Here is a 24,320-nt window from a genome sequence, read left to right on the forward strand (position 1 = left end):
GGCCCTCCCAGCTACGAGGAGGTAGCTCGTGCACCCCCGTGCCCCCCGCCGCGCCGTCCGCCGCCTGGGCGCGTCGGCCCTCGCCCTCGCCGCCGCCGCGACCCTGACCGCCGTCGCCGCCGGCCCCGCGCAGGCGAAGAACCCCACCGCCGAGGTCGTCACCAGCACCCAGGGCGGCGGCAAGGCGGTCAGCCTCACCTTCGACGACGGCCCCAACGGCGCCGACACCCTCAGGCTCCTCGACGTCCTGCGCGAGCACCGCGTCAAGGCCACGTTCTGCCTGTGGGGCGACCACGTGCGCCAGTACCCCGACGTCGTGCGGCGCATCGCCGCCGACGGGCACACCCTGTGCAACCACACCACGCGCCACGGGTCCATGGGCGCCGAGGACCCCGAGGTGATCCGCGCCGAGCTGCGCGAGACGAGCGCCCTCATCCGCTCGGTCGTGCCGGGCGCGAAGATCCCGTTCTTCCGCGCCCCCTACGGCGACTGGGGCGCCGACGGGCGCGTGGCCCGCGTCGCCGCCGAGGAGGGCATGCAGCCGCTGGGCTGGCGCTTCGTCGTCAACGACTGGGAGCCGGCCACGGCCGAGGAGCTGGCCCAGCGGGTCCGCGACCAGCTCACCCCCGGCGCTGTGGCGCTCCTGCACGACGGCGGCGGCGACCGCCGGCCCACCGTCGACGCGGTCGCCGCGCTCGTCCCCGAGCTGAAGGCCGACGGCTGGCGCTTCGCCCGGCCGGAGGTCCGCGTCACCGCCGCCGAGGAGGGGCGCTGACGGGCACCGCGCCCGACGCCGTCCCGATCCACCTCTCCCGCTGACCCTCCCGTCGTACGCTCGTCCCGACCCGCTCGCCGCACCGTCGCGGCGCGAGATCCAGGAGACACCCGTGACCCCGAACCCGACCCCCGGCGCCCTCCGCGCCACCAGCCGGCGCTCCCTGCTCGCCGCGGTCTTCGCCGCCCCGCTGGCCGCCACCGCCCTGTCCGCCTGCGGCGGCTCCTCCGGCCCCGGCCAGACCGGCGGTGAGGGCGGCGGTGGCGCCGGCGGCGGGGCCACCATCTGGTACCTGACCGGCGACCCGAAGGAGTCCATCCGCGACGCCTACGTCGAGGCGTTCAACGAGTCCTCCGACGGCCCGGACCTGACCCCCACCGCCTTCCAGAACGACGCCTACAAGACGAAGATCCGCACCGCCGTCGGCGCCGGCCAGGCTCCGACGATCATCTACGGCTGGGGCGGCGGCGGCATGCGCGACTTCGCCCGCGCCGGCCAGATCGAGCCCCTGACGGCCTGGCTGGACGAGAACCCGCAGGTGCGCGACCGGCTGCTGGAGTCCACCTGGGCCGCCGCGACCGTCGACGGCGAGGTCTACGCCATGCCCAACGAGACGGTGCAGCCCATCGTCTTCTTCTACAACAAGCGCCTGTTCGAGCAGGTCGGCGCGCAGCCGCCGCAGACGTGGGACGACCTCATCGGGCTGGTCGGCACGTTCAAGGACGCCGGCATCGCGCCGATCTCCCTGGCCGGGCAGTCGCGGTGGACGACGATGATGTGGCTGGAGTTCCTCTTCGACCGCGTCGGCGGGCCCGAGCTGTTCCAGTCGATCTACGACGGGCAGCCCGAGGCGTGGTCGAACCCGGACTCCCTGCGGGCGCTGACGATGGCGCAGGACCTCGTGCGCGCCGGCGGGTTCGTCGACGGCTTCAACTCAATCGTCGCCGACCAGAACGCCGACCAGGCCCTGCTCTACACCGACCGGGCGGCCATGATGCTGCACGGCACCTGGACGTACGGGGCCATGAAGGCCGACGGCGGGGACTTCGTCACCGGCGGGAACCTGGGCTACGCCAACTTCCCCACGGTCACCGGCGGCAAGGGCGACCCGGGCAACAGCCTGGGCAACCCGGCGCAGTACTTCTACCTGTCGGCCACGGCCAGCGAGGAGGACAAGGAGGTCGCGCGCACCTTCTTCGCCGAGGGCCTGATGACGGACGAGGTCATCGACGCGTTCATCACCGAGGCCGGCGAGGTGCCCGTCGTCACCGGCATCGAGGACCGCTTCTCCCTCTCGGACGACCAGGAGTGGATGCAGTTCGTCTACGACGTCGTCAGCGAGGCGCCCTCCTTCCAGCAGTCCTGGGACCAGGCGCTGAGCCCCGAGGCCGCCGAGGAGCTGCTGACGAACATCGAGCAGCTCTTCCAGCTCGCGATCACCCCCGAGCAGTTCGCGGCCAACATGAACGCGGTCCTGGACTCCTGACCGCCGGCTCCCGCCCGCGCCCGACCCCCCTCCCGGGCGCGGGCGGGAGCGCCCCGCGGGCGCGTCATCATGGAGGGGTGAGCACCCTGCACGCCCCGGCCCCCGCGACCGGCGCCACGACGGGCGGCGCGGCCCCCGCGCCCGTCCTGGCGCCCCTGCGCATCGGCCCGCACGTGTCGCCCACCCCCGTCGTGCTGGCGCCCATGGCGGGCATCACCAACTCCGCCTTCCGCACGCTGTGCCGCGAGCACGGCGAGGGCTTCTACGTCAGCGAGATGGTCACCTCGCGCGCGCTGGTGGAGCGCACGCCGGAGTCGATGCGGCTGGTGACCTTCGAGCCGCACGAGCGCCCGCGCAGCCTGCAGCTGTACGGGGTGGACCCGGTGACGGTCGCCGCCGCCGTGCGCATGGTCGTCGAGGAGGACCTCGCCGACCACGTCGACCTCAACTTCGGCTGCCCGGTGCCCAAGGTCACCCGCAAGGGCGGGGGAGCGGCCCTGCCCTGGAAGGCGGGCCTGTTCCGCTCCATCGTGCGCGGCGCCGTGCGCGAGGCCTCCCGCGGCGGGCTGCCGCTGACGGTGAAGATGCGCAAGGGCGTCGACGACGACCACCTGACCTACCTGGACGCCGGCCGTGCCGCCGAGGAGGAGGGCGCCGCGGCCGTCGCCCTGCACGGGCGCACCGCCTCCCAGCACTACTCCGGGCAGGCCGACTGGGACGCCATCGCCCGCCTGAAGGAGACCGTCACGAGCATCCCCGTCCTGGGCAACGGGGACGTGTGGAGCGCCGACGACGCCCTGGAGATGGTGCGCCGCACCGGCTGCGACGGCGTCGTCGTCGGCCGCGGCTGCCTGGGCCGCCCGTGGCTGTTCGCCGACCTGCAGGCCGCCTTCGCGGGGCGCCCGGAGCGCCACCGCCCCGGCCTCGCGGTCGTCGCCGCCACGATCCGCCGGCACGCCGAGCTGCTGTGCGAGCACTACGGCGACGAGCTGCGCGGCTGCCGCGACATCCGCAAGCACGTGGCCTGGTACTTCAAGGGCTACACCGTCGGCGGGGACCTGCGCTCGCGCCTGGGCCTGGTCGACAGCCTCGCCGCGCTCGACGAGCTGCTGGCCGGGATGGACCTCTCCCAGCCCTACCCGGGCGCGCCCGCCGAGGGCCCGCGCGGACGCGCCGGCTCCCCGCAGGAGCGGGTGGCGCTGCCCGAGGGGTGGCTGGACGACCGCGAGCTGACCGGCGCGGCGCTGGAGAACGTGCGGCAGGCAGAGCTGTCGGTGTCCGGTGGCTGAGCCGCTCGCGGTGACCCACCCCGGCTACGCGCCGCAGGACCTGGAGCGCTGGGCGACCGAGCCGCCCAAGACGCACGGGCGCACCGCCTTCGCCCGCGACCGCGCCCGCCTGCTGCACTCCTCGGCGCTGCGCCGCCTGGCGGCCAAGACGCAGGTCGTCGGCCCCGGCACCGACGACTTCGTGCGCAACCGGCTCACCCACTCCCTGGAGGTCGCGCAGGTGGGGCGCGAGCTGGGCGCGGCGCTGGGCTGCGACCCCGACGTCGTGGACACCGCGTGCCTGGCCCACGACCTGGGCCACCCCCCGTTCGGGCACAACGGCGAGCGGGCGCTGGCCGAGGCCAGCGCGGACATCGGCGGGTTCGAGGGCAACGCCCAGACGCTGCGCCTGCTGACCCGGCTGGAGCCGAAGTCGGTGGCCGCCGACGGCTCGCCCGTGGGCCTGAACCTGACCCGCGCCAGCCTGGACGCCTCCACGAAGTACCCGTGGCTGCGCGGGCGCGCCCCCCGGCCCACGAGCAAGTTCGGCGCCTACGCCGACGACGCGGCCGTCTTCGCGTGGCTGCGCGACGGCGCCCCCGCCGACCGCCCCTGCGTCGAGGCGCAGGTCATGGACTTCTCCGACGACGTCGCCTACTGCGTGCACGACGTGGAGGACGCCGTCGTCGCCGGGTCGGTGCGCCTGGACTGGCTGCGCGAGGCGGAGGTGCGCGCGCGGGTCGCCGCGCAGGTGCGCGACTGGTACCTGCCCGACGTCGGCGACGACGAGGTGGACGACGCCCTGCAGCGCCTGCAGTCCCTGCCGTACTGGGCGGTCGAGCAGCCCGGCGAGGTGTACCGCGGCCGGCGCCACCTGGCGGCGCTGAAGGACATGACCAGCCAGCTCATCGGCCGCTTCGCGCGCGCCGCGGAGGAGGCCACCCGCGCCGCGCACGGCCCCGGCCGGCTGACCCGCTACGCCGCCGACGTCGTCGTGCCCGCCGGCACCGAGGTCGAGGTCGCCGTCCTGAAGGGCGTGGCCGCCACGTTCGTCATGAGCGCGCAGGAGCGCCAGCCGTTCTACGCCCGCCAGCGCGAGCTGCTCACCGAGCTGCTCGTGGCGCTGACCGAGCGCGCCCCGGACGCGCTGGAGCCGCCGTTCCGCGAGGACCACGCCGCCGCCCGCGACGACGCCGCGCGCCTGCGGGTGGTCGTGGACCAGATCGCCTCGCTGACCGACGTGTCGGCGCTCGCCTGGCACGCCCGGCTGACCTGAGGACCGCGCGGCGCGGTCCTCGCGGGCGGGACTGACAGCCAGCCTGCGGGCACCGTGCCGGAGGCGGCGTGTCGCCCGCCCCGGGACGGCGTGTCGCGTCGTGCCCGCGGGCTGGCTGCCAGGTGCGAGCCCGCGAGGAGCGGTGGGACCGCACGCCGGACGGGCATCGCGGCCGGGTGCCACGATGGCGCTGTGCCGAACACGCCGACCGAGGACGTCCCCGGCGAGCCGCGCACCGTCATGCGCCGCCGTGCCGCGTCGGCCGGCCGGTCGTCGCAGGAGCACGTCGTCGAGACCGTCGGTGGAGCTGGCACCCCCTCCTTGGACGAGGTGCTCGACCGAGCCGGCGGGCGGACGGCCGGCGACCTGCCTCTCCGCGAGGCGGTCGACGCGGTGCGCGACGACCGGGACCGCCGCTCGTGAGCGAGGTGGACAGCCACCCCTCGCGGAGGAGCACGGCCCTCGGCGCCCGCTCGTCGTGCCGGGCAGTCGAGCCGCCGTCCTGACCCGTCCTCAGACAGTCGTCGCGACCCCGCTCGCCAGCGTCCCCGCCAGCAGCGACCCGGTCAGCGGCACGGACCACCCGTCGGCGTCGAGGCCGACGACGAGGCAGTCGATGGTGCGGTCGCCGGCGGCCCAGCCGTCGGCGGTGGGCACGTACCAGTCGGGGACCAGGTCCGCGGCACCGGCGACGGCGTCCGCCCCGTCGAGGGCACCGGCCAGCGCGGCGGTGCAGGCGAGGTCGGCCTGCTCCTGCAGGGCGTCGTCGCCGGGGAAGGCGTCGGGGGAGCCTGGCGCGCCCTGCGCCGTGACCAGCACCAGCACCTCGGCGGTGTGCTCACCGGCGCAGTCGCGCACGACGACGTCCCAGCCGAGGGCGTCCGAGCCCTCCTCGTCGAGGCAGTCCCCGGTGCGCAGGTCCTGCGCCCCGTTCACCTCGTCGGACGCCGGCCAGACCGCCTCCTCCCACGCGTCCTGCCCGGAGGCGAGGAGCACGAGGGCGACGAGCGCGACCGCTCCGGCGAGGACCTGCAGACCGCCCAGCACGAGACCGGCGACGGCCAGCCCGCGCCCGGTCCGGCGCCCGCCCGCGGTGCGGGCGAGGCCCATCCCGCCCAGCACGACGGCTGGCACCCCGAGGACGCCGAGCAGGGAGCAGACGAGAGCGGCCACCGACACGCCGTCGGTGGGCCGCGGCGGCGGGGTCGCCGGCAGCACCGTGCCGGACGGCGGGGGAGGCCAGGCTCCCGGGGCGGCCGGACGGGGATCGATCACGCTCCAGGGTGCCGCGCGCGCCGTCACCGCCGGCGTCGGACGGTGGGGCGGTCCCCCGGACGGCGCACCGTCGCGCCGTCCGGGGGTACCGCCTCAGCGCACCGCGCGCCGCTGCGAGCTGATGACGCCGGTGTCGAACCCTGCGTAGTGCAGCCCGCCGTGGAAGCGGGCGTGCTCGATCTTCAGGCAGCGGTTCATGACCACCGTCAGGCCCGCGGCCGTGCCGCGCCGGGCGACGTCGTCGTCGGACAGGCCCAGCTGCAGCCACAGCGCGCGGGCTCCGACGGCGACGGCCTCGTCGAGCACGGCGCCCAGCTCGGAGGGCCGGCGGAACACGTCGACGATGTCGGGGACCCCGGGCAGCTCGGCCAGCGACGGGTAGCAGGGCCGTCCCAGCACCTCCCGCTCGCGCGGGTTGACGAACCACACCTCGTAGTCGGTGCTGGCCAGCAGGTAGGTGGAGACGAAGTACGAGGCGCGCGACGGCTTGTTCGAGGCGCCGACGACGGCGACGGTGCGGCTGGCGCGCAGCAGCCGCAGCCGCTCACCCGGGGTGGGCGGCGTCCACGCCGAGGGCGGGGCGTCCTGCGAGCCGGTGGCCCGCTCGGCCGAGCCGTCGCGGCGGGCCTGCTCCATGACCTGCTCGGGGGCGGCCGTGCCGACGTCGGGGACACCGGTCACCTCACCGGCCAGGGGGTCGCTCACGACTGCTCCTCCCCGGCGGCCGCGCCGGCCGCCGCGCTCACGGCCGCGCCGGCCGCCGCGCTCACGGCCGCGTCGAGGGCCTGGTCGAGGTCCCACAGGACGTCCTCGACGTCCTCCAGGCCCACGCTGATGCGCACGAGGTCCTCCGGCACCCCCGCGGCGGCCAGCTGCTCGGGCGTCAGCTGCTGGTGGGTGGTGCTGGCCGGGTGCAGGACCAGCGTGCGGGCGTCGCCGATGTTCGCCAGGTGCGAGCACAGCCGGCACGCCTCGATGAACCGCTCCCCGGCCGCGCGACCGCCCCGCACGCCGAAGGAGAACACCGCGCCGGGCCCTTCCGGCAGGTAGCGCTGCGCGCGCTCGTGGTGCGGGTGCGAGGGCAGGCCCGAGTAGCGCACCCAGCTGACCCGCTCGTCGGCCTCCAGCCACTGCGCCACCCGGCGGGCGTTGGCCACGTGCTCGCGCATGCGCTGCGGCAGCGTCTCCACGCCCATCAGCAGCAGGAACGCCGAGTGCGGCGACAGCGTCGCGCCGATGTCGCGCAGCTGCTCGCTGCGCAGCTTGGTGAGGAACCCGTACTCGGCGAAGTTCCCCCACCAGCTCAGGCCGCCGTAGCTGGCGACGGGCTCGGTCATCGAGGGGAAGCGGCCGTTGTCCCAGGGGAACGTGCCCGCGTCCACGACGACGCCGCCGAGCGTCGTGCCGTGCCCGCCGAGGAACTTCGTGGCGGAGTGGATGACGACGTCCGCGCCGTGCTCGATGGGCCGGCACAGGTACGGGGTGGCGGTGGTGGCGTCCACGACGAGCGGCACCCCGGCCTCGTGGGCGACGTCCGCGAGCGCCCGCACGTCGGCGACGACGGTGGAGGGGTTGGCGACCAGCTCGGTGAAGACCAGCTTGGTGCGCTCGGTGATCGCCGCGCGCACGGCCTCGGGCTCGGGCTCGACGAACACCGTGTCCACCCCGAAGCGGCGCAGCGTCACGTCGAGCTGGGTGACGGTGCCGCCGTAGAGGTTGTTCGACGCGACGATCTGGTCGCCCGCGCCGGCGAGCGCCGCGAAGGTCAGGAACTCCGCGGACTGCCCGCTGCTGCACGCCACGGCGCCCAGCCCGCCCTCCAGGGAGGCCATCCGCTCCTCCAGCGCGGCCACCGTGGGGTTGGAGATGCGGCTGTAGATGTTGCCGTACTTCTGCAGGGCGAAGAGGTTGGCGGCGTCGGCCGCGTCCTCGAAGACGAAGCTGGTCGTCTGGAAGATCGGGACGGCCCGCGCGCCCGTCGTCGGCTCGGGCACGGCGCCCGCGTGGACGGCGCGGGTGCGGAAGCCCCAGGGGCGGTCGCTGCGCACGTCGGGGCGCGCCGGGTGCTGCTCGTGGCTCACCCGGGCGATCCTGCCACCGCCCGCCCACGGTCCCGTCCGCCCGCCCGGTCGCGCCCGCGGCCGGCGCAGCGCCGGGGGCGGCCGCGTCGGGGCCGCGACCTAGACTCGAGGGCGTGCCCGGCCTCATCCACCGCGACGACATCGCGGCCGTCAAGGAGGCCGCGCGGCTGGACGAGGTGATCGGCCAGTACGTGACGCTGCGCCCGGCGGGTGTGGGCTCGCTGAAGGGCCTGTGCCCCTTCCACGACGAGCGCACCCCCAGCTTCACCGTCCGCCCGGCCGTGGGGCACTGGAAGTGCTTCGGCTGCGACGCCGGCGGCGACGTCTTCGAGTTCCTGCAGCGCCACGACGGCCTGAGCTTCACCGAGGCGGTGGAGCAGCTGGCCGGGCGGGTGGGCGTGCAGCTGCGCTACGTCGACGAGGGCGGCCGCCAGGGCCAGCGCCCCGCGGTGCCCGGCGGGCAGCGCCAGCGGCTGCTGGAGGCGCACCGGGTGGCCGCCGAGCTGTACGCCGAGCAGCTGGAGGCGCCGGGCGCGGCGGACGCGGCGCGCCGCTTCCTGGCCGAGCGCGGCTTCTCCCGCGAGCAGAGCGCCCGCTTCGGCGTCGGCTTCGCCCCCGCGGGCGGCGACGTCCTGCTGCGGCACCTGCGCGGGCGCGGGTTCACCGAGGAGGAGCTGGTCACCTCCGGCCTGGCCGGGCGCGGGCAGCGCGGGCTGTACGACCGCTTCCGCGGGCGGCTGGTGTGGCCGATCCGCGACGTCAGCGGCGCCACCGTCGCCTTCGGCGCGCGGCGGCTGTTCGACGACGACCGGATCGAGGCCAAGTACCTCAACTCCCCGGAGACGCCCGTCTACAAGAAGTCGCAGGCCCTGTACGGGCTGGACCTGGCCAAGCGGGACATCTCCCGCCGCCACCAGGTCGTCGTCGTCGAGGGCTACACGGACGTCATGGCCTGCCACGTGGCGGGTGTGACGACGGCCGTGGCCACGTGCGGCACGGCGTTCGGCGAGGAGCACGCCCGCGTCGTGCGGCGGATGCTGGGCGCGGACGCGGGCGGCGCGGAGGTGGTCTTCACCTTCGACGGCGACGAGGCCGGGCAGAAGGCGGCGCTGCGCGCCTTCGAGCTGGACCAGCGCTTCTCCGCGCAGACGTACGTGGCGGTGGAACCGTCCGGGCAGGACCCGTGCGACCTGCGGCTGTCCTCCGGCGACGCGGCGGTCGAGGCGCTGGTGGCCTCGCGGGTGCCGCTGTTCGAGTTCGCGATCCGCTCGACCCTGCGCCGCTTCGACCTCGACAGCGACGAGGGGCGCCTGGCGGCCGTGGACGCGGCCGCACCGATCATCGCGGGCATCCGCGACCGGGGGCTGCAGCAGCGCTACGCGGTGAACCTGGACCGCTGGACCGGCTTCCTCGACGAGCGCTTCGTGCTGGACCGGGTGCGCCGGCACGCGGGGCACGGGCGGACGGGTGCGGCGGCGGGCGGCGGCCCGCGCGCGGAGGCGGCCCCCCAGCGGGCGGGGCAGCAGGGCGACCGCGAGCGCCCCGCCGCCGCGGGCGCCGGCCGCGGCGCGCCCGAGCAGGCGGCGCCGGCGCGCCCGGCGGCCCCGGACCCGGTGGTCGACCTGGAGCGCCGCGTCCTGGCCGTCGTGCTGCAGGCCCCGTGGGCGGTGGCCGAGGACGTCGCCACCCTGGAGGCCGACGCCTTCACGGTGCCCGCGCACCGGCAGGTCCACGACGCGGTGACGGCCGCGGGCGACCTGCTGGAGACGTCCGGCGGGCCGGCGTGGGTGTCGGCCGTCCTGGAGTACGTCGACGGCGCCGTGGCCGACCTGGTGCGCGAGCTGGCGGTCGTGGACCTGCCGGTCGGCAGCGAGGAGGAGCTGGAGCGCTGGGGGCGGTCGATGGCGGCGGCGCTGGCGGCCGCGGCGGCCACCCGGGCCGTGGCGCAGGCCCGGCGGGCGCTGCAGCGGCTGGACCCGGCGGGGCAGGCCGAGGAGTACCGCGCCGCCTCCGAGGAGCTGTTCCGGCTGGAGGCCGCGCGCCGCGCCTGGCAGGAGCGCATCACCGCCGGCTGACGCGAGCCCGGGGCCGCCCGCGACACCGCCCGGTGGCGGGTACGCCGGACGGGGGCTGCTAAGGTTGACGTGCTGTAGCCGGGTGCACCGCGGTGCGCACGGCTGTGGTCCCGCATAGCTCAATTGGCAGAGCAGCCGGCTGTTAACCGGCAGGTTGTTGGTTCGAGTCCAACTGCGGGAGCGTTGACGAGAGGGGCCGCGCGGTGCGCGGCCCCTCTCGTCGTCCCGGGGCCCCTCAGCGGGGGAAGAGCCCGCTGTAGGCGTTGAGCGCCGGCTGGCCGCCCAGGTGCGCGAACAGGACGGTCGAGGTGGGCGGGATGTCGCCGCTGCGCACGAGGTCGACCAGGCCCGCCATCGACTTGCCCTCGTAGACGGGGTCGAGGACCACGCCCTCCAGCGAGGCGGTCAGCCGCATCGCGTCGAGGGTGGAGTCGACGGGGATGCCGTACAGGTCGCCGGCCCACCCCTCCAGCACGGTGATCTCGTCGTCGCGCAGGTCGCGGCCCACGTCGATGAGGTCGGCGGTGCGGCGGGCGATCCGCTCCACCTGCGCGCGCGTCTCGGCGATCTTCGCGGAGGCGTCGATGCCGATGACGCGGCGCGGACGGTCCTGCGCGGCGAACCCGGCGATCATCCCCGCGTGCGTGGAACCGGTGACGGAGCAGACGACGACCGTGTCGAAGAAGACGCCCAGCTCCTCCTCCTGCTGCTGCACCTCCTGCGCCCAGCGGGCGAAACCCAGCCCGCCCAGCTCGTGGTCGGAGGCGCCGGCGGGGATGCCGTAGGGCGTGCCGCCGCGCTCGCGCACGTCCTGCAGCGCCCGCTCCCAGGAGTCCTTGAACCCGATGCCGAAACCCTCGTCGACCATCCGCACCTCGGCGCCGGTCAGCCGCGACAGCAGGATGTTCCCGACGCGGTCGTTGACGGCGTCGGGCCAGTCGACCCAGTTCTCCTGCACCAGCACGGCCTTCAGGCCCAGGTGCGCGGCGACGGCGGCGACCTGGCGGGTGTGGTTGGACTGCACCCCGCCGATGGACACCAGCGTGTCCGCGCCCTTGGCGAGGGCGTCGGGCACGAGGTACTCCAGCTTGCGGGTCTTGTTGCCGCCGTAGGCGAGCCCGGAGTTCACGTCCTCCCGCTTGGCCCACACCTGCGCGCCGCCGAGGTGGCGGCTGAGGTTGCGCAGCGGGTGGACCGGGCTGGGGCCGAAGGTCAGCGGGTGGCGGGGGAAGTCGTCGAGGCGCACGGGTTCTCCTCCTCGCCCGGCGCGGCCGGGACGGGGTCGGGGTTTCGGGGGTTCCGGGGGTTCCGGGGGTTCCGGGGGTTCAGCCGGCCGGTTCGGCCGGGACCAGGGGGTCGAGGGTCAGCCAGTTCTCGCGGGCCAGCCGCCCGGCGGTCTCGGCGTCCCCGGCGAGCGCGGCCGCGGCGATGCGCTCGTGCTGGGCGACGGACGCGCGCCCGGACAGCGTCGAGAACCGGGTGCGCTCCAGGCGGCGCAGCAGGGGAGTGGCCTGCTCCAGCGCCGAGCGCAGCAGCGGGTTGTCGCACACGTCGAGGAACACGCCGTGGAAGGCGTCGTCGGCGGCGATCGCGGCGTCCGCGTCCCCGGCGCGCAGGGCGTCCGCGAACGCGGTGTTCGCCCGCTCCAGCTGCCCGGCGTGCTCCTCGCCCAGGTGCGGCGTCGCCTCGCGGGTCGCCAGCTCGTGCAGGGCGGCGGCCACCGACTGCGCGTGCCGGGCCGCGCGGGCGTCCAGGGGGGCCACGACGGTCGAGCGACCGGGGCGGGTGTGCACGAGCCCGGCCTGCTCCAGGCGGGCCACGGCCTCGCGGATGGGGGTGCGGCTGACGCCGAGCCAGCGCTCCAGCTCCGCGTCGCGCAGCCGCTCGCCGGGTTCGAGGGTCCCATCGACGATCGCGTCGCGCAGCCGGCGGTAGGCGTCCTCGCGCAGCAGGGTGCGCTGGCGGGCGGGGGCGTCGTCGGGGACTGGCATGCGATATATCGGACACCGCCGGCGGGGCGGTGTCAAACACCGTCCTCGCGCCGCGCCGCCGAACAGCGGTGGGCGAGGTCCTTCCAGAGGTCCGACGACCCTTGACGACCGTGCTGGCGAAGTGCAATATATCGCATGCCGCAAGCAAGGGACACGTGCTGGAGACCGCTCCACCCCTCACCGTGCCGCTTGCACACCCCGGTCCCCGCAGCACTCCCGCTGCGGCGCGGAGGGCGCTCGCGCGGCCGTCACCGGAGAGGAACCAGCCCATGACCACCAGCACCGCGACACCCGCCACGGACACCCGCAAGCCCACGGTCGTGCTCGTCCACGGCGCCTTCGCCGACTCCTCGAGCTGGAACGGCGTCGTCGCACCGCTGCGGCGCGACGGCTACCGCGTCGTCGCAGCCGCCAACCCGCTGCGCGGCCTCCGCGCCGACGCCGAGCACCTGCGCAGCGTCCTGGACAGCGTGGAGGGCCCGGTCGTGCTCGCCGGCCACTCCTACGGCGGGACCGTGATGAGCGAGGCCGCCGACGGCCACCCGCGGGTGCGGGCCCTCGTCTTCGTCGCCAGCTTCCTGCTCGAGGTGGGCGAGAGCACCGGCGAGCTCGCGGCCAAGTTCCCCGGGGCCCAGCTCGGGGCGGCCCTGGACGCCGTGCCGCTGCCCGGCGGGGGCACGGACCTCTACATCCGGCAGGAGCAGTTCCGGGAGGTCTTCGCCGCCGACGTCCCCGAGGACGTCGCCGCGCTGATGGCCGTCACGCAGCAGCCCGTCACCGCCGACGCGCTGGCGGACACGGCCACCCGGGCGGCGTGGCGGGGCACCCCCTCGTGGACCCTGATCACCCTGCAGGACCTCGCGATCCCCGCCGACTCGATGCGCTTCATGGCCCAGCGCGCGGGGTCGCACGCCGTCGAGGTCGACGCCTCGCACGCGGTCACCGTCTCCCGGCCGGACGTCGTCGCCGACCTCATCGACCGGGCCGCCCGGGCGACCGGCGACTGACGCCGGGCTGCCGCCGTCCGGCGAGCCGGGTCAGGACACCCGGCGGCGGTCGTGGACCGTCGAGCGCGTCACCCGTCGACGACCACCGCAGGGAGGGGCCGGGTCAGAGCCACCCCTGGCCGCCCGCTCTCCCGTTGTCGATCTGCCGCCCGATCTCCTGCCGAGCCCGCGCGCGCTCGTCCGTCCCGGCATCGCCGCGTCGCAGCCGGGCCCGCACGTCCAGGCGCCACGCGGCCAGCGCGAGGAGCGCGAGGACCGCCACCACCAGCACCGTCGTCATCCGCTCAGGGTGGCACCGGCGGAGGACCTGCACCAGGACGTACGGCCCCCGGACGCAGGAGTCCCACCCCCGGCCGTGGCCGGGGGTGGGACTGCCGGGCTCAGGCGCCCAGGCCGAGGAGGGACCGCACCTCCGCCAGGACGGACGCCGGCACGGTGCGCTCACCGCCCAGGACGTAGACCGACCGGATCCGGCCCGCCCCGGCCCGCAGGTACGCGCGCGCCTCGTCCGACAGCTCAGCACCCACCAGCAGCACGGGGGCCTGCCGGCGTCCGGCGGCGGGGGCGCCCGCCAGGGCGTCGGGGAAGTTCGCCCCGGTGGCCAGCACCACCGTCGTCGCCGCTGGGAACAGGGTCGCGGCCACGTCGGCGGAGGTGGCGTAGCGGTCGGGACCGGACAGGCGGTCCACCGCGAACCCGTGACCGCGCAGCTCCGCCAGGACGCCCTCGCCCACCGAGCCCGGCCCACCGGCGACGTGCACGCGCACGTCGTCGCCCAGCCGCTGCAGGAACGCCAGCACCCGCGGGTCCAGCCTGCCCGGAGCGGTCAGCAGCACCGGGGCGTCCGCGCCGGCGGCGAAGGCGGCCCCCGACAGGGCGTCGGCGAAGCCCGCCGTGCCGGTCAGGACGACCTCGTCCACGCGCGCGCCGGAGTCCAGCAGCACCTGCCCCAGCAGCAGGGCCGTCCCGACGCGGTCCTCGCCGGCGGTGCGCACCACCTCGTACCCGGCGGCGCGCAGGTCCTCGACGACCGAGGGCGCGATGGCGCTCTCCCCGCCCAGGACGTGGACCGTCCCGCTGCTGCCCAGGGTGCGGACGATCTCGGCGCGCACGCTCGCGGGCAGCTCGGCCGTGGCGGTGAGCAGGACCGGGGCCCGCCGCGCCAGCGCCGCGGGGGCGGCGGCCAGCGCGTCCGCGAAGCCGTCCGAGCGGGCCAGCAGCACCGCGTCGGCCTCGCCGTCGACGGGGAAGTCCTCCCGCGCCAGCCGGTTCGCGGTCTCGAAGCGGTCCGCGCCGCTGAGGCGGGCGCTGCCGCCGCCGACCTGCACCTCGACGGGCACGCTCACCGGGGTCCCGGCCTCCGGCGTGGCGGTGACCGTGACGGTGTACGTCCCCGCGCTCGCGTAGGCGTGCTTGCCGAAGCCCTTCACCTCGTGCGGCGACCCGACGGTCCGCAGGGGCTGCGGCGCCGAGCCGTCGCCGAAGTCGACGACCAGCTCCACACCCGTCGCGGCGGCCGGACCCCGGCCCAGGACGGTGCCGTCCCCGTCGTCGGACCCGTCGTCGGACCCGTCGTCGGACCCGTCGTCGGACCCGTCGTCGGACCCGTCGTCGGACCCGTCGTCGGACCCGTCGTCGTCGCTGTCCTCGCCGTCGTCCTCGCCGCTCCCGCCGTCGCCGTCCTCCGGCTCGTACTCGGCCGCGACCGTCACCACTCCGCTGGGCGTGGCGATCGCCGGGCGCACCTCCACCTCCAGCACGTCCGCGGCGTCGTCGGCGCGCACGTCCCCGCGCACGTCCGCGTGCGCGGGCAGGGTCAGGGCGCTCAGGCACAGCGCCATCGCCACGGCCGCGCGGCGCGGCCCTCGTCCGGTGCGGTTCTCCGCCACGTCGTCCTCCTGGTGGTCCGTCGGTGCGAACCAGGCATCGGCGGGCGGAGCGCGGGAGGAGATCGACCGCGCGGGCGACCCCCGGCCGGAGCAGCCGTCACCCCGGCCCGGTCCCTCACGCGTCGGCGGGCGAACCCTCGCGCCGGCGGTAGAGCGCCACCCCCGGCGCGCTCGTCAGCCCCGCCGCGGCGACCGAGGCGACGATCGCCAGCGACCCGACGGCGAACAGGTGCTCGCCGTCGGGCGGGGACCACCGCTGCACGTGCGCCAGGTAGTAGACGCCCGCCACGCCCAGCGGCCCGAACCAGCCGAGGAAGAGGGCCTGCGAGGTCCCGGTCCCCGCCAGCCGCAGCGCCGGCAGGGTGGCGGGCAGGCGCCGCAGCAGCACCACCCACGCCGCGAACGCGAACGCGCCCGGGCCCAGCGCCGCCCAGGCGCCCAGCGGCAGCACGGACCCCAGGACGAGGAACACCGCGACGAGCGCCACGCGCGACAGCGACTCGTGGAACGACGTCACCGGCTCGCGCAGGTCCTCCTGGGGCAGCGCCAGCGACAGCGCCAGCCCGGCGAGGAAGGCGGCCAGGACACCGCTGCCGCCCAGCAGGTGCGCCGCCGCCAGGGCCGTCAGGGCCGTCGCCGGGCCCGTCAGCGGCAGGTACGTCTCGGCGACGGCGCTCTCCCGCTCGGCGAACCGCAGCAGCTGCGCGGCGAGCAGGCCCAGCGCCGGACCCACGACGAGCGCCACGCCGACCTCGCGGCCGGCCTCCACCGCCCAGCGGTGCACCGACTCGCCGACGGGGTGCGCCAGGAGCAGGCCCGACAGGACGACGAAGGGCACGGCGAGGCCGTCGTTGGCGCCCGACTCCAGCTGCAGCGACATCCGCAGCCGGCGCGGCAGCGACGTGCGGGCCAGGACGCCGCTCGTGACCGTGGAGGCGACGCCCGGGTCGGTCGGGGTGAGCACCGCGCCGAGCAGGAGGGCGACGGCCACGGGGACGCCGAGCAGCAGCCCGGCGCCCAGCGCCGTGACCAGCCACATGGCCGGCATCACCACCAGCAGCAGCACCACCAGGCGCCGGGCGCTGCCGCGCAGGTCCTCCGGGCGGGCGCGCAGCCCGATGGAGGAGGTCAGCAGCCCGAGCGCCACGAGGGTGACCAGCTCCAGCAGGGCGTGGCGGGGGACGCCGGCGGTGAGGTCGACGACCCCGGTGACCTGCGGGCCGAGGACGGCGCCGACGACGAGGGCCAGCAGGACCGGCGACAGGGACACGCGCCTGGTGACGCGGCTGACGAGCACGAGGCACAGCAGGGTGCCCGCCAGGACGAGCACGCCGGTGGCGAGGTCGTCGGTCGTCACGGGACCTCCGGGGGACGGTGCGGACCGGGGGAGGCGCGCGACGCTTGCACACCTGCAACGGGCCAGGCTACGAGCACGCGGGCGTGGCGCCAGTCGGCGACGGGCCCGCTGGCGCACCCGGCCCGGCCCCGGTAGGCACGCGGGGACCACCGGACCCGACGGCCAGGAGGCCACCCCCGTGCTCGGCACCCTCTTCGACGTCCTCGGCGCGCTCGTCGTGCTCGTCGTGTGCGCGGACGCCCTGGCCACCACGCTGCACGTCGGCCAGGCCGGGCCGCTGACCCGGCACGGCCTGGGGCTGCTGTGGCGCGGGCTGCTGCGCCTGCACCGGCACGACACCTCCTCCCGGCTGCTGGCCGCCGCCGGCTCGGTCATGCTCGTGCTGACGGTGCTCGGCTGGGTCGTCGGGCTGTGGGTGGGCTGGACCCTCGTGCTGTTCGGTTCCGACCGCGTCGTGGACTCCACGACGCGGGAGTCCGTGCCGTTCGCCGACGTCGTCTACTACGCCGGCTTCTCGCTGTTCACCCTCGGCGTGGGGGACGTCGTCGCGGCCGGTTCGACCGGGCGGCTGCTGTCGACGCTGGCCAGCTTCACCGGCCTGTTCGTCATCACCCTGTCCATCACCTACCTGCTGTCCGTGGTCTCCGCGGTCGTCGCCAGCCAGGCGCTCGCCGTCCGCATCACCGCCCTGGGCGAGGACCCCGCGGCGGTCGTGCGCGGCGGCTGGACCGGGCAGGGGTTCAGCTCGGCGTTCGTGCAGCAGCTCATCGCGCTCACCGACCTGGTGGCCAGCAGCGCGGAGACGCACCTGGCGTACCCGGTGCTGCACTACTTCCGCGGCAGCGAACCGTCCTCGTCCGCGGTGGTCGCCCTCGCCCGCCTGGACGACGCCCTCCTGCTGCTGCAGCACGCCGTCCACCAGGACGCGCGCCTCGAACCCGGCGTCGTGGAACCGCTGCGGCGCACCGTGGAGCGCTACCTGGACACCACGTCCTCGGCCCGCGTCGGCGGGGACCTGCCCGCGCCGCCCGCCCCGGACACCGAACCCCTGGCCCGCGCGGGCGTCCCGCTCGCGGACGCCGCTGAGTACGCCGTCGGCGTGGCGGCCGCCGAGCAGCGGCGCACCAGCATGCGCCGGCACCTGGACAGCAACGGCTGGTCGTGGGAACCGGTCGGCGGGGGAGCGCTCGGGTAGGGTCGCCGCGGCACGGCCGCTCGAGGTCGCCACCCGGTGCGGGCGGGGCGGGGCGGGCCGCGCGGGGCGGTAGCTCAGTCGGTCAGAGCAGGGGACTCATAATCCCTCGGTCGTGGGTTCGAGCCCCACCCGCCCCACGGGCGTCGGACCGCGGTGCGGGTACGCCAGGGTTCAGCTCGCGAGGGCCCGCACGCCCAGCGCCGACGGCAGGTCGGCGCCCATCGCCGCGGAGTACCACTCGCGCAGCGCCTCCCACGAGGCGATCACGTCGTCCGCCTTGCTGCCCCCGCGGTGCTGCGCCAGCCGGCCCGGCTCCTCGGTGGCGGGCAGCAGGCCGGTCAGCAGCCCGAGCAGCTCGTCGCCGAGCCGGCGCCCGTCCAGCGCGCGCAGCAGGTCCACGACCGCCGCGGCGGGGACGTCCAGGAGCGCCGCGACCGGGGCGGCGTCGGTGCGGATCGTCGTCGGGGCGGCACCGGTCAGCCGGGTGGTGACGGTGAGCTCGACGGGGCGCGGGTGCGGGACGGTCATGGCTCTGTCGATCGTCACGTCGGCCCGCGACCTTGAGCCGGCCGCCACCGCCCGCGTCACCGGGCGGCGCCCACCGGGTGCGCCAGCGCGGCCCGCCGCAGGCGCTGCACGACCTCCCGGGCGACCAGCACGACCGCCACCGACACGGCCGCCACCGCCCACCCGGGGGCGACGTCGAGCACCGCGACGGCCGCCAGGCCCGCGCACTGGGTGATGAGGACGAACCCGCCGCGCGCGGACAGCCGCTCCACCTGCGCGGCGTCCCGGCGCGGCGCCACGGGCACGGCCGCGACCGCGCAGGCGGTGGCGGCGGCGGCCAGGACGGTCAGTCCGGCGAAGACGCCGTTCGCGGCTGCCGGGCGGCCCGCCCACCCCACGGCCACGGCGGCCGCCAGGGTCGCGGTCATCACCGCCGTGCTCACCGCGAGCGCGAGCGCCAGCGCCCGGGCCGCCCGTCCCGGCAGCGGCCGCGGCAGCAGCAGGAGCACCGCCGTCAGCAGCGAGACGACGGCCGCCGCGGCGTGGACGGTGATCAGCGTCGTGTGCACGGGCTCCAGCGTGCGCCGCCGCACCGCGCGTCGGCAGCGGCGTGCGGTGGACGCGGGTCGTCCACCGGCCGGTGGACGACCCCGTCCGGCGGCGGCGTCAGCGGCGGGCGGTCAGCGGCGCAGTTCCGCCAGCGCCGCCAGGGCCGCGGGGTGCAGGCGCTGGCGGGTGCGCGGTTCGCCGCCGGGCGGGGTGATGTCGACGGTCTCGCACAGGCCCGCCTCGCGGAAGGCGCGCCACACGCCCTCGGGCCAGTCGTCCGGCAGCCGGTTCACCGCGGCCGAGCGCTCGCGCTCGGGCAGGGTCTCCAGCAGGGCGCGGGTCCGGCGGACCACGTCGACGTCGCTCATGGGGGGTCAGCCTGCCCGAAAGCCGCCGCGTCAGCGGGCCCGGGCCGTCACCAGGTGCTGCAGGCGGGGTTCGTGGCCCGGTGCGGCGCCGTGCCGCAGGTCCAGCGCGAGCACCTCGTGCAGGGGTTCGGCGGCCACGTCGGCGAACCCGGCGGCCCGCACCGCCTCGACGGTCGCGGCGATGGAGGGCGCCTCCGCCAGCGGCAGCGCGCGGCGGGCCCGCTCGTCGTAGGCGGTCCGGAACTCCTCGCCCGCCCCGTCGCCGTCGTGCAGACCGCGGGGGAACCACGGCGCGTCGACGAGCGCGAGGACGCCGCCGGGGCGCAGCAGCCGCCGCCACGCCGCCAGCGCGGCCGCGGGGTCGCGCAGCGTCCACACGACGTACCGGTTGACGACGGCGTCGAAGCCGCCGGGCGCGAACCCCGGGGCGACGGCGTCGTCGCGCAGGAAGCGCGGCGCGCGGCCCGCCGGCAGGAGCGCGGCGTGGGCGCGGGCCCGCGCGAGCATCCCCGCGGACAGGTCGGTGCCCGTGACGCGGTGGCCCAGCCCGGCCAGCAGCAGCGCGACGCGGCCGCTGCCCGTGCCGACGTCCAGCACGTCCGCCGGCGCCGCCGGCAGCGCGCCCGCCCACACCCGCGTCCACACCGCCTCGTCCTCGGCCAGCCGCTCGGCGCGGCGCTGCCCGGCGTCGTAGGCGTCGGCCCGCCACGTCCAGTAGGCGTCCAGCCGCTCCTGCAGACCCGGGTCGGGAGCGTCGACGGTGGTCGTCAGCGGTTCAAGCACGGATCTCCTCGGGGACGGGCGGGGTGCGGGCGCCGGCGCGGGGCCGGAAGGCGAGCAGCGGCCCGTCGGGGACGCCCTCGCCGCGGGCGACGTCGAGGTCCACCCGGCGCACCGACACCTCGTAGACCGGTGCGAGGACCGCGGGGACGAGGACGTCCGCGGGGGCGCCGGCGGCCACGAGGCGCCCGCGGTGCAGGACGGCGACGTCGTCGCAGTAGCGCAGCGCCAGGTTCAGGTCGTGCAGCACGACGACCGCCGAGCGCGCGCCGCCCTGGTCGCCAGCACCGCCGGCGTCGCGGGACCCGTGCACGAGGGAGCGCACGAGGTCGAGCACCTCGTGCTGGTAGCGCACGTCGAGGTGGTTGGTGGGCTCGTCCAGCAGCAGGTGCGCCGCCTCCTGGACGAGGGCGCGTGCGACGAGGACGCGCTGCTTCTCCCCACCGGACAGCCCGGACAGCCGCCGGCCGGCCAGGTGCAGGGCCCCGACGCGGGCCAGCGCGTCCGCGGCGGTGCGGTGGTCGGCGGCGCTGGTGCGCGAGAACGCCGAGCGGTGCGGGGCGCGGCCCATGAGGACGACGTCGGAGACCAGCAGCGGCAGGTCCCCGCCGTGCTCCTGCACGACCACGGCCACCCGCCGGGCGACGTCCCGGGCGCGCAACCGGGTCACGTCCGCCCCGTCGAGGAGCACACGGCCCCGGGACGGCACCAGCGCGCCGTGCAGGGCGCGCAGCAGGGTCGTCTTGCCGCTGCCGTTGGGGCCGACCAGACCCAGCACCCGCCCGTCGGCGACGGTGACGTCGACGCCGTCGAGGACGGCGGTGCCGGAGTACGCGAAACCCACGCCCTCGGCGCGGATCACGGCCCGAACTCCCCGACGATCCGCTCCAGGCCGGTGACGGTCAGCGCGGTGGGCGGTTCGGTGAAGTTGAACAGCTGGGTCAGCACGCGGTCCTCGCGCACGGCGCTCAGCGCCGTCGCGCCCGGCAGGGACGTCACCGCGGCCTCGACGGCGGCGGGGTCGCCGTCGCTGTGCAGGAGGACGAGGACGTCCGGGTCGCGCGCCAGCAGCTCCTCGCCGCTCACCTCGAACACGCGCTCGCCGACGTCGGCGAAGACGTTGTCGAACCCGGCCGCGTCCAGCTGCGGGGTGGCGGCGCTGGCCCGCCCGTAGGCGTAGGTGACGCCGCCGCCGACCGTCGGGTAGAGCACGGCGGCGGTGCGCCGCGGCTGCCCGGACTCCGCGACGCGCCGTTCGACGGCCGCCACGCGCTCGCGCAGCTCGCCGGCGAACTCCTCCGCGCGCTCCTCGCGGTCGAAGACCCGCCCGTACAGGGCCAGCTGGGAGTGGACGTCCTCGAACGACGGCTCCTGCGGCCCGCCCGCCGGGCACAGCGCCGGTTCCTCCAGCAGCGGGATCCCGGCCGCGGCCAGCCCCGCCCGGTCCACGGAGTCGACCTGGCCCAGGACGAGGTCCGGCCGCTGCGCCAGCACCACCTCCCGGGAGATCTGCAGGTGGCCGTCCGTGTCGGTCTCGTCGGTCAGCAGCGGCACGGCGTCCAGCTCGGCCAGCGTCGCCGCGTCGTAGTACTCCGCCGGGTACAGCCCGGCGCGGGCGACGACGCGGTCCAGCGCGCCCAGGGCGTGCAGGGCCGGCACGGGGGCGCTCTTGAGCAGCACGACCCGCTGCGGCGGCGCCTCGATCGTCACCTCGGCGCCGCAGTTGACGACCGTCAGCGGGAACCCGTCGGGCACGTCGGCGGAGCCCGCGCCCCCGGCGGAGGGCGCCCCGCACCCGGCGAGGAGGAGCGCGAGGACCGCCGTGGTGGCGGCGGCGCTGGTCGGTCGGGTCGGCACGGGTCCTCCGGGCGGGTGGGGGCGGCTCACCGCGCGGCGTGCAGGCCGCGGACGAGGACGAGCAGGAACGGGGCGCCCACCAGGGCGGTGACGATGCCGATGGGCAGCTCCTGCGGCGCGAGCAGCGTGCGGGCCACGAGGTCGGCCAGGACGAGGAACCCCGCGCCCAGCAGCGCGCTGACCGGCACCACCCAGCGGTGCGCGGCGCCCACCAGGCGCCGCGCCAGGTGCGGGACGACGAGGCCGACGAACCCGATGCTGCCGGAGGCGGCGACGAGCACCCCGACGCAGGCGGCCACCAGGACGAGCAGCCGGGTGCGCAGGGCGGCGGGGGAGGTGCCCAGCGTGCGGGCCGTCTCGTCGCCCAGCGCCAGGGCGTCCAGCTGCGGCGCCCACAGCAGCAGCAGCGCGAGCGTCAGCGCGACGACGGCGACGACCACCGCCAGCGGCGCGCCCCAGCGCGCCAGGCCCAGCGAGCCCAGCAGCCAGAACATCACCGAGCGCGCGCCCTCGGCCGAGCCGGAGGCGAAGACGAGGAAGCTCGTCGTGGCGGTCAGCGCGTAGCCGACGGCGACACCGGCCAGCAGCACCCGCACCGGCGTCACCTGCCCGGCAGAGCGGGCCACGGCCAGCACGAGCGCCCCGGCCGCGAGCGCCCCCGCGAAGGCGCTGCCGGTCAGCGCGTGCTCGCCCAGCCCGGCGCCGGCGCCGAGCAGCAGAGCGGCGGCCGCGCCGGTGGAGGCGCCGGAGTTCACGCCCAGCAGGTACGGGTCGGCCAGGACGTTGCGCACGACGGCCTGCAGGACCACCCCGCACACGGCCAGGCCCGCGCCGACGGCCAGGCCCAGCAGCACGCGCGGCAGGCGGACCGCCAGCACGACGGTCTCCTCCACGGGCGTCCACGTCGGCTCCAGGCCCAGCCCGGCGGCCGCGGCGAGCAGCCGCAGCAGCGTGCCGGGGGCGACGGCGACGGCACCGACGGCCAGGGCGAGCGCGGCGGACGCCAGGCACGCCAGCGCGAGGCCGGCGGTCAGCAGCAGGCGGCGGCGCTCGCGCGCGGCGACGCCCAGCGGGTCGCGCGGGTCCACGGACCCGAGGTGCCCGTCGGGCCCGGCCGGGTCGCCGGCGACCACCGGGGACGGCGTCCCGGACCGCGGCACGGCGCCCCCCTCGACCTGCGGGTCGGGGACGTGCCCCCGGCCGGCTTGTTGCGAGGAGCTTGCAACAAGCCGGCGAGGAGGGTCAACCGCGGCGGGTCCGCGACGGACGGGGTCAGAGCAGGTAGCGGTACAGCGGCTCGTCGCCCGTGATCCGCTCGAACGTCGGGGGCGCGGCCTCCATGCGCTGCAGCAGGCCCGGCAGGTCGTCGGGGGAGGGCACCTCGATGCCCACCAGCGCCGGCCCGAACTCGCGGTTGTTGCGCTTGACGTACTCGAAGTGCGTGATGTCGTCGTCCGGCCCGAGCACCTCGTCCAGGAACCGGCGCAGCGCGCCCGGCTCCTGCGGGAACTCCACGAGGAAGTAGTGCTTGCGGCCCTCGTGCACCAGGGCCCGCTCGACGATCTCCGCGTACCGGCTGACGTCGTTGTTGCCGCCGGAGACCACGCAGACGACGCTCTGGCCCTCCCGCACGCCCAGCCCCTGCAGCAGCGCGGCCGTGGCCAGCGCGCCCGCCGGCTCGGCGATGATCCCGTCGGTCTGGTACATCGCGAGCATCTCCACGCACACCGCGCCCTCGGGGACGGTGACCAGCTCCGCGCCCGCCGCCGCGACCACCGGGTGGGTGGCTGCGCCCACGCGGCGCACCGACGCCCCGTCCACGAACGTGTCGACGCTGTCCAGCAGCACCGGGCCGCCCGCGCGCACGGCCGCGGCCATCGACGGCGCCCCCAGCGGCTCGGCGCCCACCACCCGCACCCCCGGGTGCCGGCGGGTCAGCCACGTCAGCATCCCCGCGATCAGGCCGCCGCCGCCGACGGGCACGACGAGGACGTCCGGCGGGTCCTCGCCCAGCGCGGCCAGCTGCTCGACGACCTCCAGCGCCACCGTGCCCTGCCCGGCCATCGTCCGCGGGTGGTCGAAGGCGGGCACGAGCGTGGCGCCCGTGCCCTCCGCCCACGCCGCCGCCGCGGCCGCGGAGTCGTCGTAGGTGTCGCCCACGACGAGGGTCTCCACGTGCTCGCCGCCCAGGGCCGCGATGCGGTCGCGCTTCTGCCGCGGCGTCGTGCGCGGCAGGTACACCCGCCCCGGCACGCCGAGGGCCGCGCACGCGTAGGCCACGCCCTGCCCGTGGTTGCCGGCGCTCGCGCACACCACGCCGCGCGCGCGCTCGCGCTCGCCGAGCTGGGCGATGAGGTTGTAGGCGCCGCGCACCTTGTACGAGCGCACGACCTGCAGGTCCTCGCGCTTGAGCCGCACCCGCGCGCCGGTGGCGGCCGACAGCCGCGCGCTCGGCTCCAGCGGGGTGGTGGCGACGACGCCGGCCAGGCGCCGCGCGGCCTCCTCGACCGCCCGCGCGCCGTCCTCGGGCAGCGCGGCGGGGGGCGCGCCGGTGGGGGCGCCGGTGGGGGCGTGGACCGTCATG

The 24,320-nt window shown here is 76.8% G+C and carries 24 protein-coding genes and 2 tRNA genes; 10 read left to right on the plus strand and 16 right to left on the minus strand.

Annotated features, from left to right (window positions below; genetic code table 11):
- Window positions 1-28 precede the first annotated feature (28 nt).
- From ACRYMY_RS11645 to ACRYMY_RS11665, 5 genes are all read left to right on the plus strand, one after another.
- Window positions 29-775: a polysaccharide deacetylase family protein gene (locus ACRYMY_RS11645; RefSeq protein ID WP_432547418.1), complete on the plus strand. Its 747-nt coding sequence runs from the start codon at window positions 29-31 to the stop codon at window positions 773-775.
- 112 nt (window positions 776-887) lie between these two features.
- Window positions 888-2,261 carry an extracellular solute-binding protein gene (locus tag ACRYMY_RS11650; RefSeq protein ID WP_432547419.1) on the plus strand — a complete coding sequence of 458 codons (1,374 nt, stop codon included), beginning with the start codon at window positions 888-890 and terminating at the stop codon, window positions 2,259-2,261.
- Window positions 2,262-2,347: 86 nt separating this feature from the next.
- A complete protein-coding gene (gene dusB / locus ACRYMY_RS11655) occupies window positions 2,348-3,550 on the plus strand; it encodes a tRNA dihydrouridine synthase DusB (protein WP_432547452.1) in 1,203 nt (400 codons plus the stop codon).
- Complete coding sequence (locus tag ACRYMY_RS11660; protein ID WP_432547420.1) at window positions 3,543-4,805, plus strand: deoxyguanosinetriphosphate triphosphohydrolase; 1,263 nt, start codon at window positions 3,543-3,545, stop codon at window positions 4,803-4,805. Before dusB ends, ACRYMY_RS11660 begins: the two co-directional genes overlap by 8 nt.
- Window positions 4,806-4,997: 192 nt before the next feature.
- On the plus strand, window positions 4,998-5,228 hold the full coding sequence (locus ACRYMY_RS11665) for a FitA-like ribbon-helix-helix domain-containing protein (RefSeq protein ID WP_432547421.1): 231 nt from the start codon (window positions 4,998-5,000) through the stop codon (window positions 5,226-5,228).
- Between the two features lie 90 nt (window positions 5,229-5,318).
- Here ACRYMY_RS11665 and ACRYMY_RS11670 read toward each other — a convergent pair whose 3' ends face one another.
- The 3 genes from ACRYMY_RS11670 to ACRYMY_RS11680 all read right to left on the minus strand — a co-directional run bounded on the left by ACRYMY_RS11670 (window position 5,319) and on the right by ACRYMY_RS11680 (window position 8,161).
- On the minus strand, window positions 5,319-6,080 hold the full coding sequence (locus ACRYMY_RS11670) for a DUF4190 domain-containing protein (protein WP_432547422.1): 762 nt from the start codon (window positions 6,078-6,080) through the stop codon (window positions 5,319-5,321).
- Between the two features lie 93 nt (window positions 6,081-6,173).
- A complete protein-coding gene (locus ACRYMY_RS11675) occupies window positions 6,174-6,785 on the minus strand; it encodes a CoA-binding protein (RefSeq protein WP_432547423.1) in 612 nt (203 codons plus the stop codon).
- Window positions 6,782-8,161: an O-acetylhomoserine aminocarboxypropyltransferase/cysteine synthase family protein gene (locus ACRYMY_RS11680; RefSeq protein WP_432547424.1), complete on the minus strand. Its 1,380-nt coding sequence runs from the start codon at window positions 8,159-8,161 to the stop codon at window positions 6,782-6,784. Before ACRYMY_RS11680 ends, ACRYMY_RS11675 begins: the two co-directional genes overlap by 4 nt.
- Before the next feature lie 113 nt (window positions 8,162-8,274).
- On the opposite strand from ACRYMY_RS11680, the gene dnaG reads away from it, so the two are divergent.
- Both dnaG and ACRYMY_RS11690 read left to right on the plus strand, forming a co-directional pair.
- Complete coding sequence (gene dnaG, locus ACRYMY_RS11685; protein ID WP_432547425.1) at window positions 8,275-10,236, plus strand: DNA primase; 1,962 nt, start codon at window positions 8,275-8,277, stop codon at window positions 10,234-10,236.
- A 108-nt stretch (window positions 10,237-10,344) separates the two neighbouring features.
- Window positions 10,345-10,417 (plus strand) — tRNA-Asn (locus ACRYMY_RS11690).
- Window positions 10,418-10,471: 54 nt separating this feature from the next.
- Here the strand turns inward: ACRYMY_RS11690 and ACRYMY_RS11695 are convergent.
- Both ACRYMY_RS11695 and ACRYMY_RS11700 read right to left on the minus strand, forming a co-directional pair.
- Window positions 10,472-11,482, minus strand: a complete 1,011-nt coding sequence (locus tag ACRYMY_RS11695; protein ID WP_432547426.1) for a 1-aminocyclopropane-1-carboxylate deaminase — start codon at window positions 11,480-11,482, stop codon at window positions 10,472-10,474.
- A gap of 79 nt (window positions 11,483-11,561) precedes the next feature.
- Entirely contained in the window at window positions 11,562-12,227 is a 666-nt protein-coding gene (locus ACRYMY_RS11700) for a GntR family transcriptional regulator (RefSeq protein WP_432547427.1), read from the minus strand.
- Window positions 12,228-12,496: 269 nt separating this feature from the next.
- Here ACRYMY_RS11700 and ACRYMY_RS11705 point away from each other — a divergent pair, with 269 nt between their 5' ends.
- Entirely contained in the window at window positions 12,497-13,234 is a 738-nt protein-coding gene (locus tag ACRYMY_RS11705; RefSeq protein ID WP_432547428.1) for an alpha/beta fold hydrolase, read from the plus strand.
- Between the two features lie 103 nt (window positions 13,235-13,337).
- Here the strand turns inward: ACRYMY_RS11705 and ACRYMY_RS11710 are convergent, their stop codons facing one another.
- The 3 genes from ACRYMY_RS11710 to ACRYMY_RS11720 all read right to left on the minus strand — a co-directional run bounded on the left by ACRYMY_RS11710 (window position 13,338) and on the right by ACRYMY_RS11720 (window position 16,480).
- A complete protein-coding gene (locus tag ACRYMY_RS11710; RefSeq protein ID WP_432547429.1) occupies window positions 13,338-13,514 on the minus strand; it encodes a hypothetical protein in 177 nt (58 codons plus the stop codon).
- 100 nt (window positions 13,515-13,614) lie between these two features.
- Entirely contained in the window at window positions 13,615-15,123 is a 1,509-nt protein-coding gene (locus tag ACRYMY_RS11715) for a cell wall-binding repeat-containing protein (protein ID WP_432547430.1), read from the minus strand.
- A 115-nt stretch (window positions 15,124-15,238) separates the two neighbouring features.
- On the minus strand, window positions 15,239-16,480 hold the full coding sequence (locus ACRYMY_RS11720; RefSeq protein WP_432547431.1) for a cation:proton antiporter domain-containing protein: 1,242 nt from the start codon (window positions 16,478-16,480) through the stop codon (window positions 15,239-15,241).
- A gap of 178 nt (window positions 16,481-16,658) precedes the next feature.
- On the opposite strand from ACRYMY_RS11720, the gene ACRYMY_RS11725 reads away from it, so the two are divergent.
- On the plus strand, window positions 16,659-17,675 hold the full coding sequence (locus ACRYMY_RS11725; protein WP_432547432.1) for an ion channel: 1,017 nt from the start codon (window positions 16,659-16,661) through the stop codon (window positions 17,673-17,675).
- Window positions 17,676-17,738: 63 nt separating this feature from the next.
- A tRNA-Ile gene (locus ACRYMY_RS11730) sits at window positions 17,739-17,812 on the plus strand.
- Between the two features lie 34 nt (window positions 17,813-17,846).
- Here ACRYMY_RS11730 and ACRYMY_RS11735 read toward each other — a convergent pair.
- The 8 genes from ACRYMY_RS11735 to ilvA all read right to left on the minus strand — a co-directional run bounded on the left by ACRYMY_RS11735 (window position 17,847) and on the right by ilvA (window position 24,319).
- Entirely contained in the window at window positions 17,847-18,203 is a 357-nt protein-coding gene (locus ACRYMY_RS11735) for a hypothetical protein (RefSeq protein ID WP_432547433.1), read from the minus strand.
- A gap of 56 nt (window positions 18,204-18,259) precedes the next feature.
- The gene (locus ACRYMY_RS11740; RefSeq protein ID WP_432547434.1) at window positions 18,260-18,751 is read right to left on the minus strand and encodes a hypothetical protein; all 492 of its coding nucleotides are present in this window, start codon (window positions 18,749-18,751) and stop codon (window positions 18,260-18,262) included.
- A gap of 111 nt (window positions 18,752-18,862) precedes the next feature.
- Window positions 18,863-19,099, minus strand: a complete 237-nt coding sequence (locus ACRYMY_RS11745; RefSeq protein WP_432547435.1) for a hypothetical protein — start codon at window positions 19,097-19,099, stop codon at window positions 18,863-18,865.
- A gap of 30 nt (window positions 19,100-19,129) precedes the next feature.
- Entirely contained in the window at window positions 19,130-19,882 is a 753-nt protein-coding gene (locus ACRYMY_RS11750; RefSeq protein ID WP_432547436.1) for a class I SAM-dependent methyltransferase, read from the minus strand.
- On the minus strand, window positions 19,875-20,741 hold the full coding sequence (locus ACRYMY_RS11755; protein ID WP_432547437.1) for an ABC transporter ATP-binding protein: 867 nt from the start codon (window positions 20,739-20,741) through the stop codon (window positions 19,875-19,877). The genes ACRYMY_RS11750 and ACRYMY_RS11755 overlap by 8 nt, the downstream gene beginning before the upstream one ends.
- Window positions 20,738-21,736, minus strand: coding sequence for an ABC transporter substrate-binding protein (locus ACRYMY_RS11760; RefSeq protein ID WP_432547438.1), 999 nt, complete (start codon window positions 21,734-21,736; stop codon window positions 20,738-20,740). The genes ACRYMY_RS11755 and ACRYMY_RS11760 overlap by 4 nt, the downstream gene beginning before the upstream one ends.
- A 26-nt stretch (window positions 21,737-21,762) precedes the next feature.
- Window positions 21,763-22,824, minus strand: a complete 1,062-nt coding sequence (locus ACRYMY_RS11765; RefSeq protein WP_432547453.1) for a FecCD family ABC transporter permease — start codon at window positions 22,822-22,824, stop codon at window positions 21,763-21,765.
- A gap of 184 nt (window positions 22,825-23,008) precedes the next feature.
- The gene (gene ilvA / locus ACRYMY_RS11770; protein WP_432547439.1) at window positions 23,009-24,319 is read right to left on the minus strand and encodes a threonine ammonia-lyase IlvA; all 1,311 of its coding nucleotides are present in this window, start codon (window positions 24,317-24,319) and stop codon (window positions 23,009-23,011) included.
- Between the last annotated feature and the right edge of the window lies 1 nt (window position 24,320).

This window comes from Kineococcus haloalkalitolerans, assembly GCF_050871905.1.
In the GTDB taxonomy this organism is placed as follows: domain Bacteria; phylum Actinomycetota; class Actinomycetes; order Actinomycetales; family Kineococcaceae; genus Kineococcus.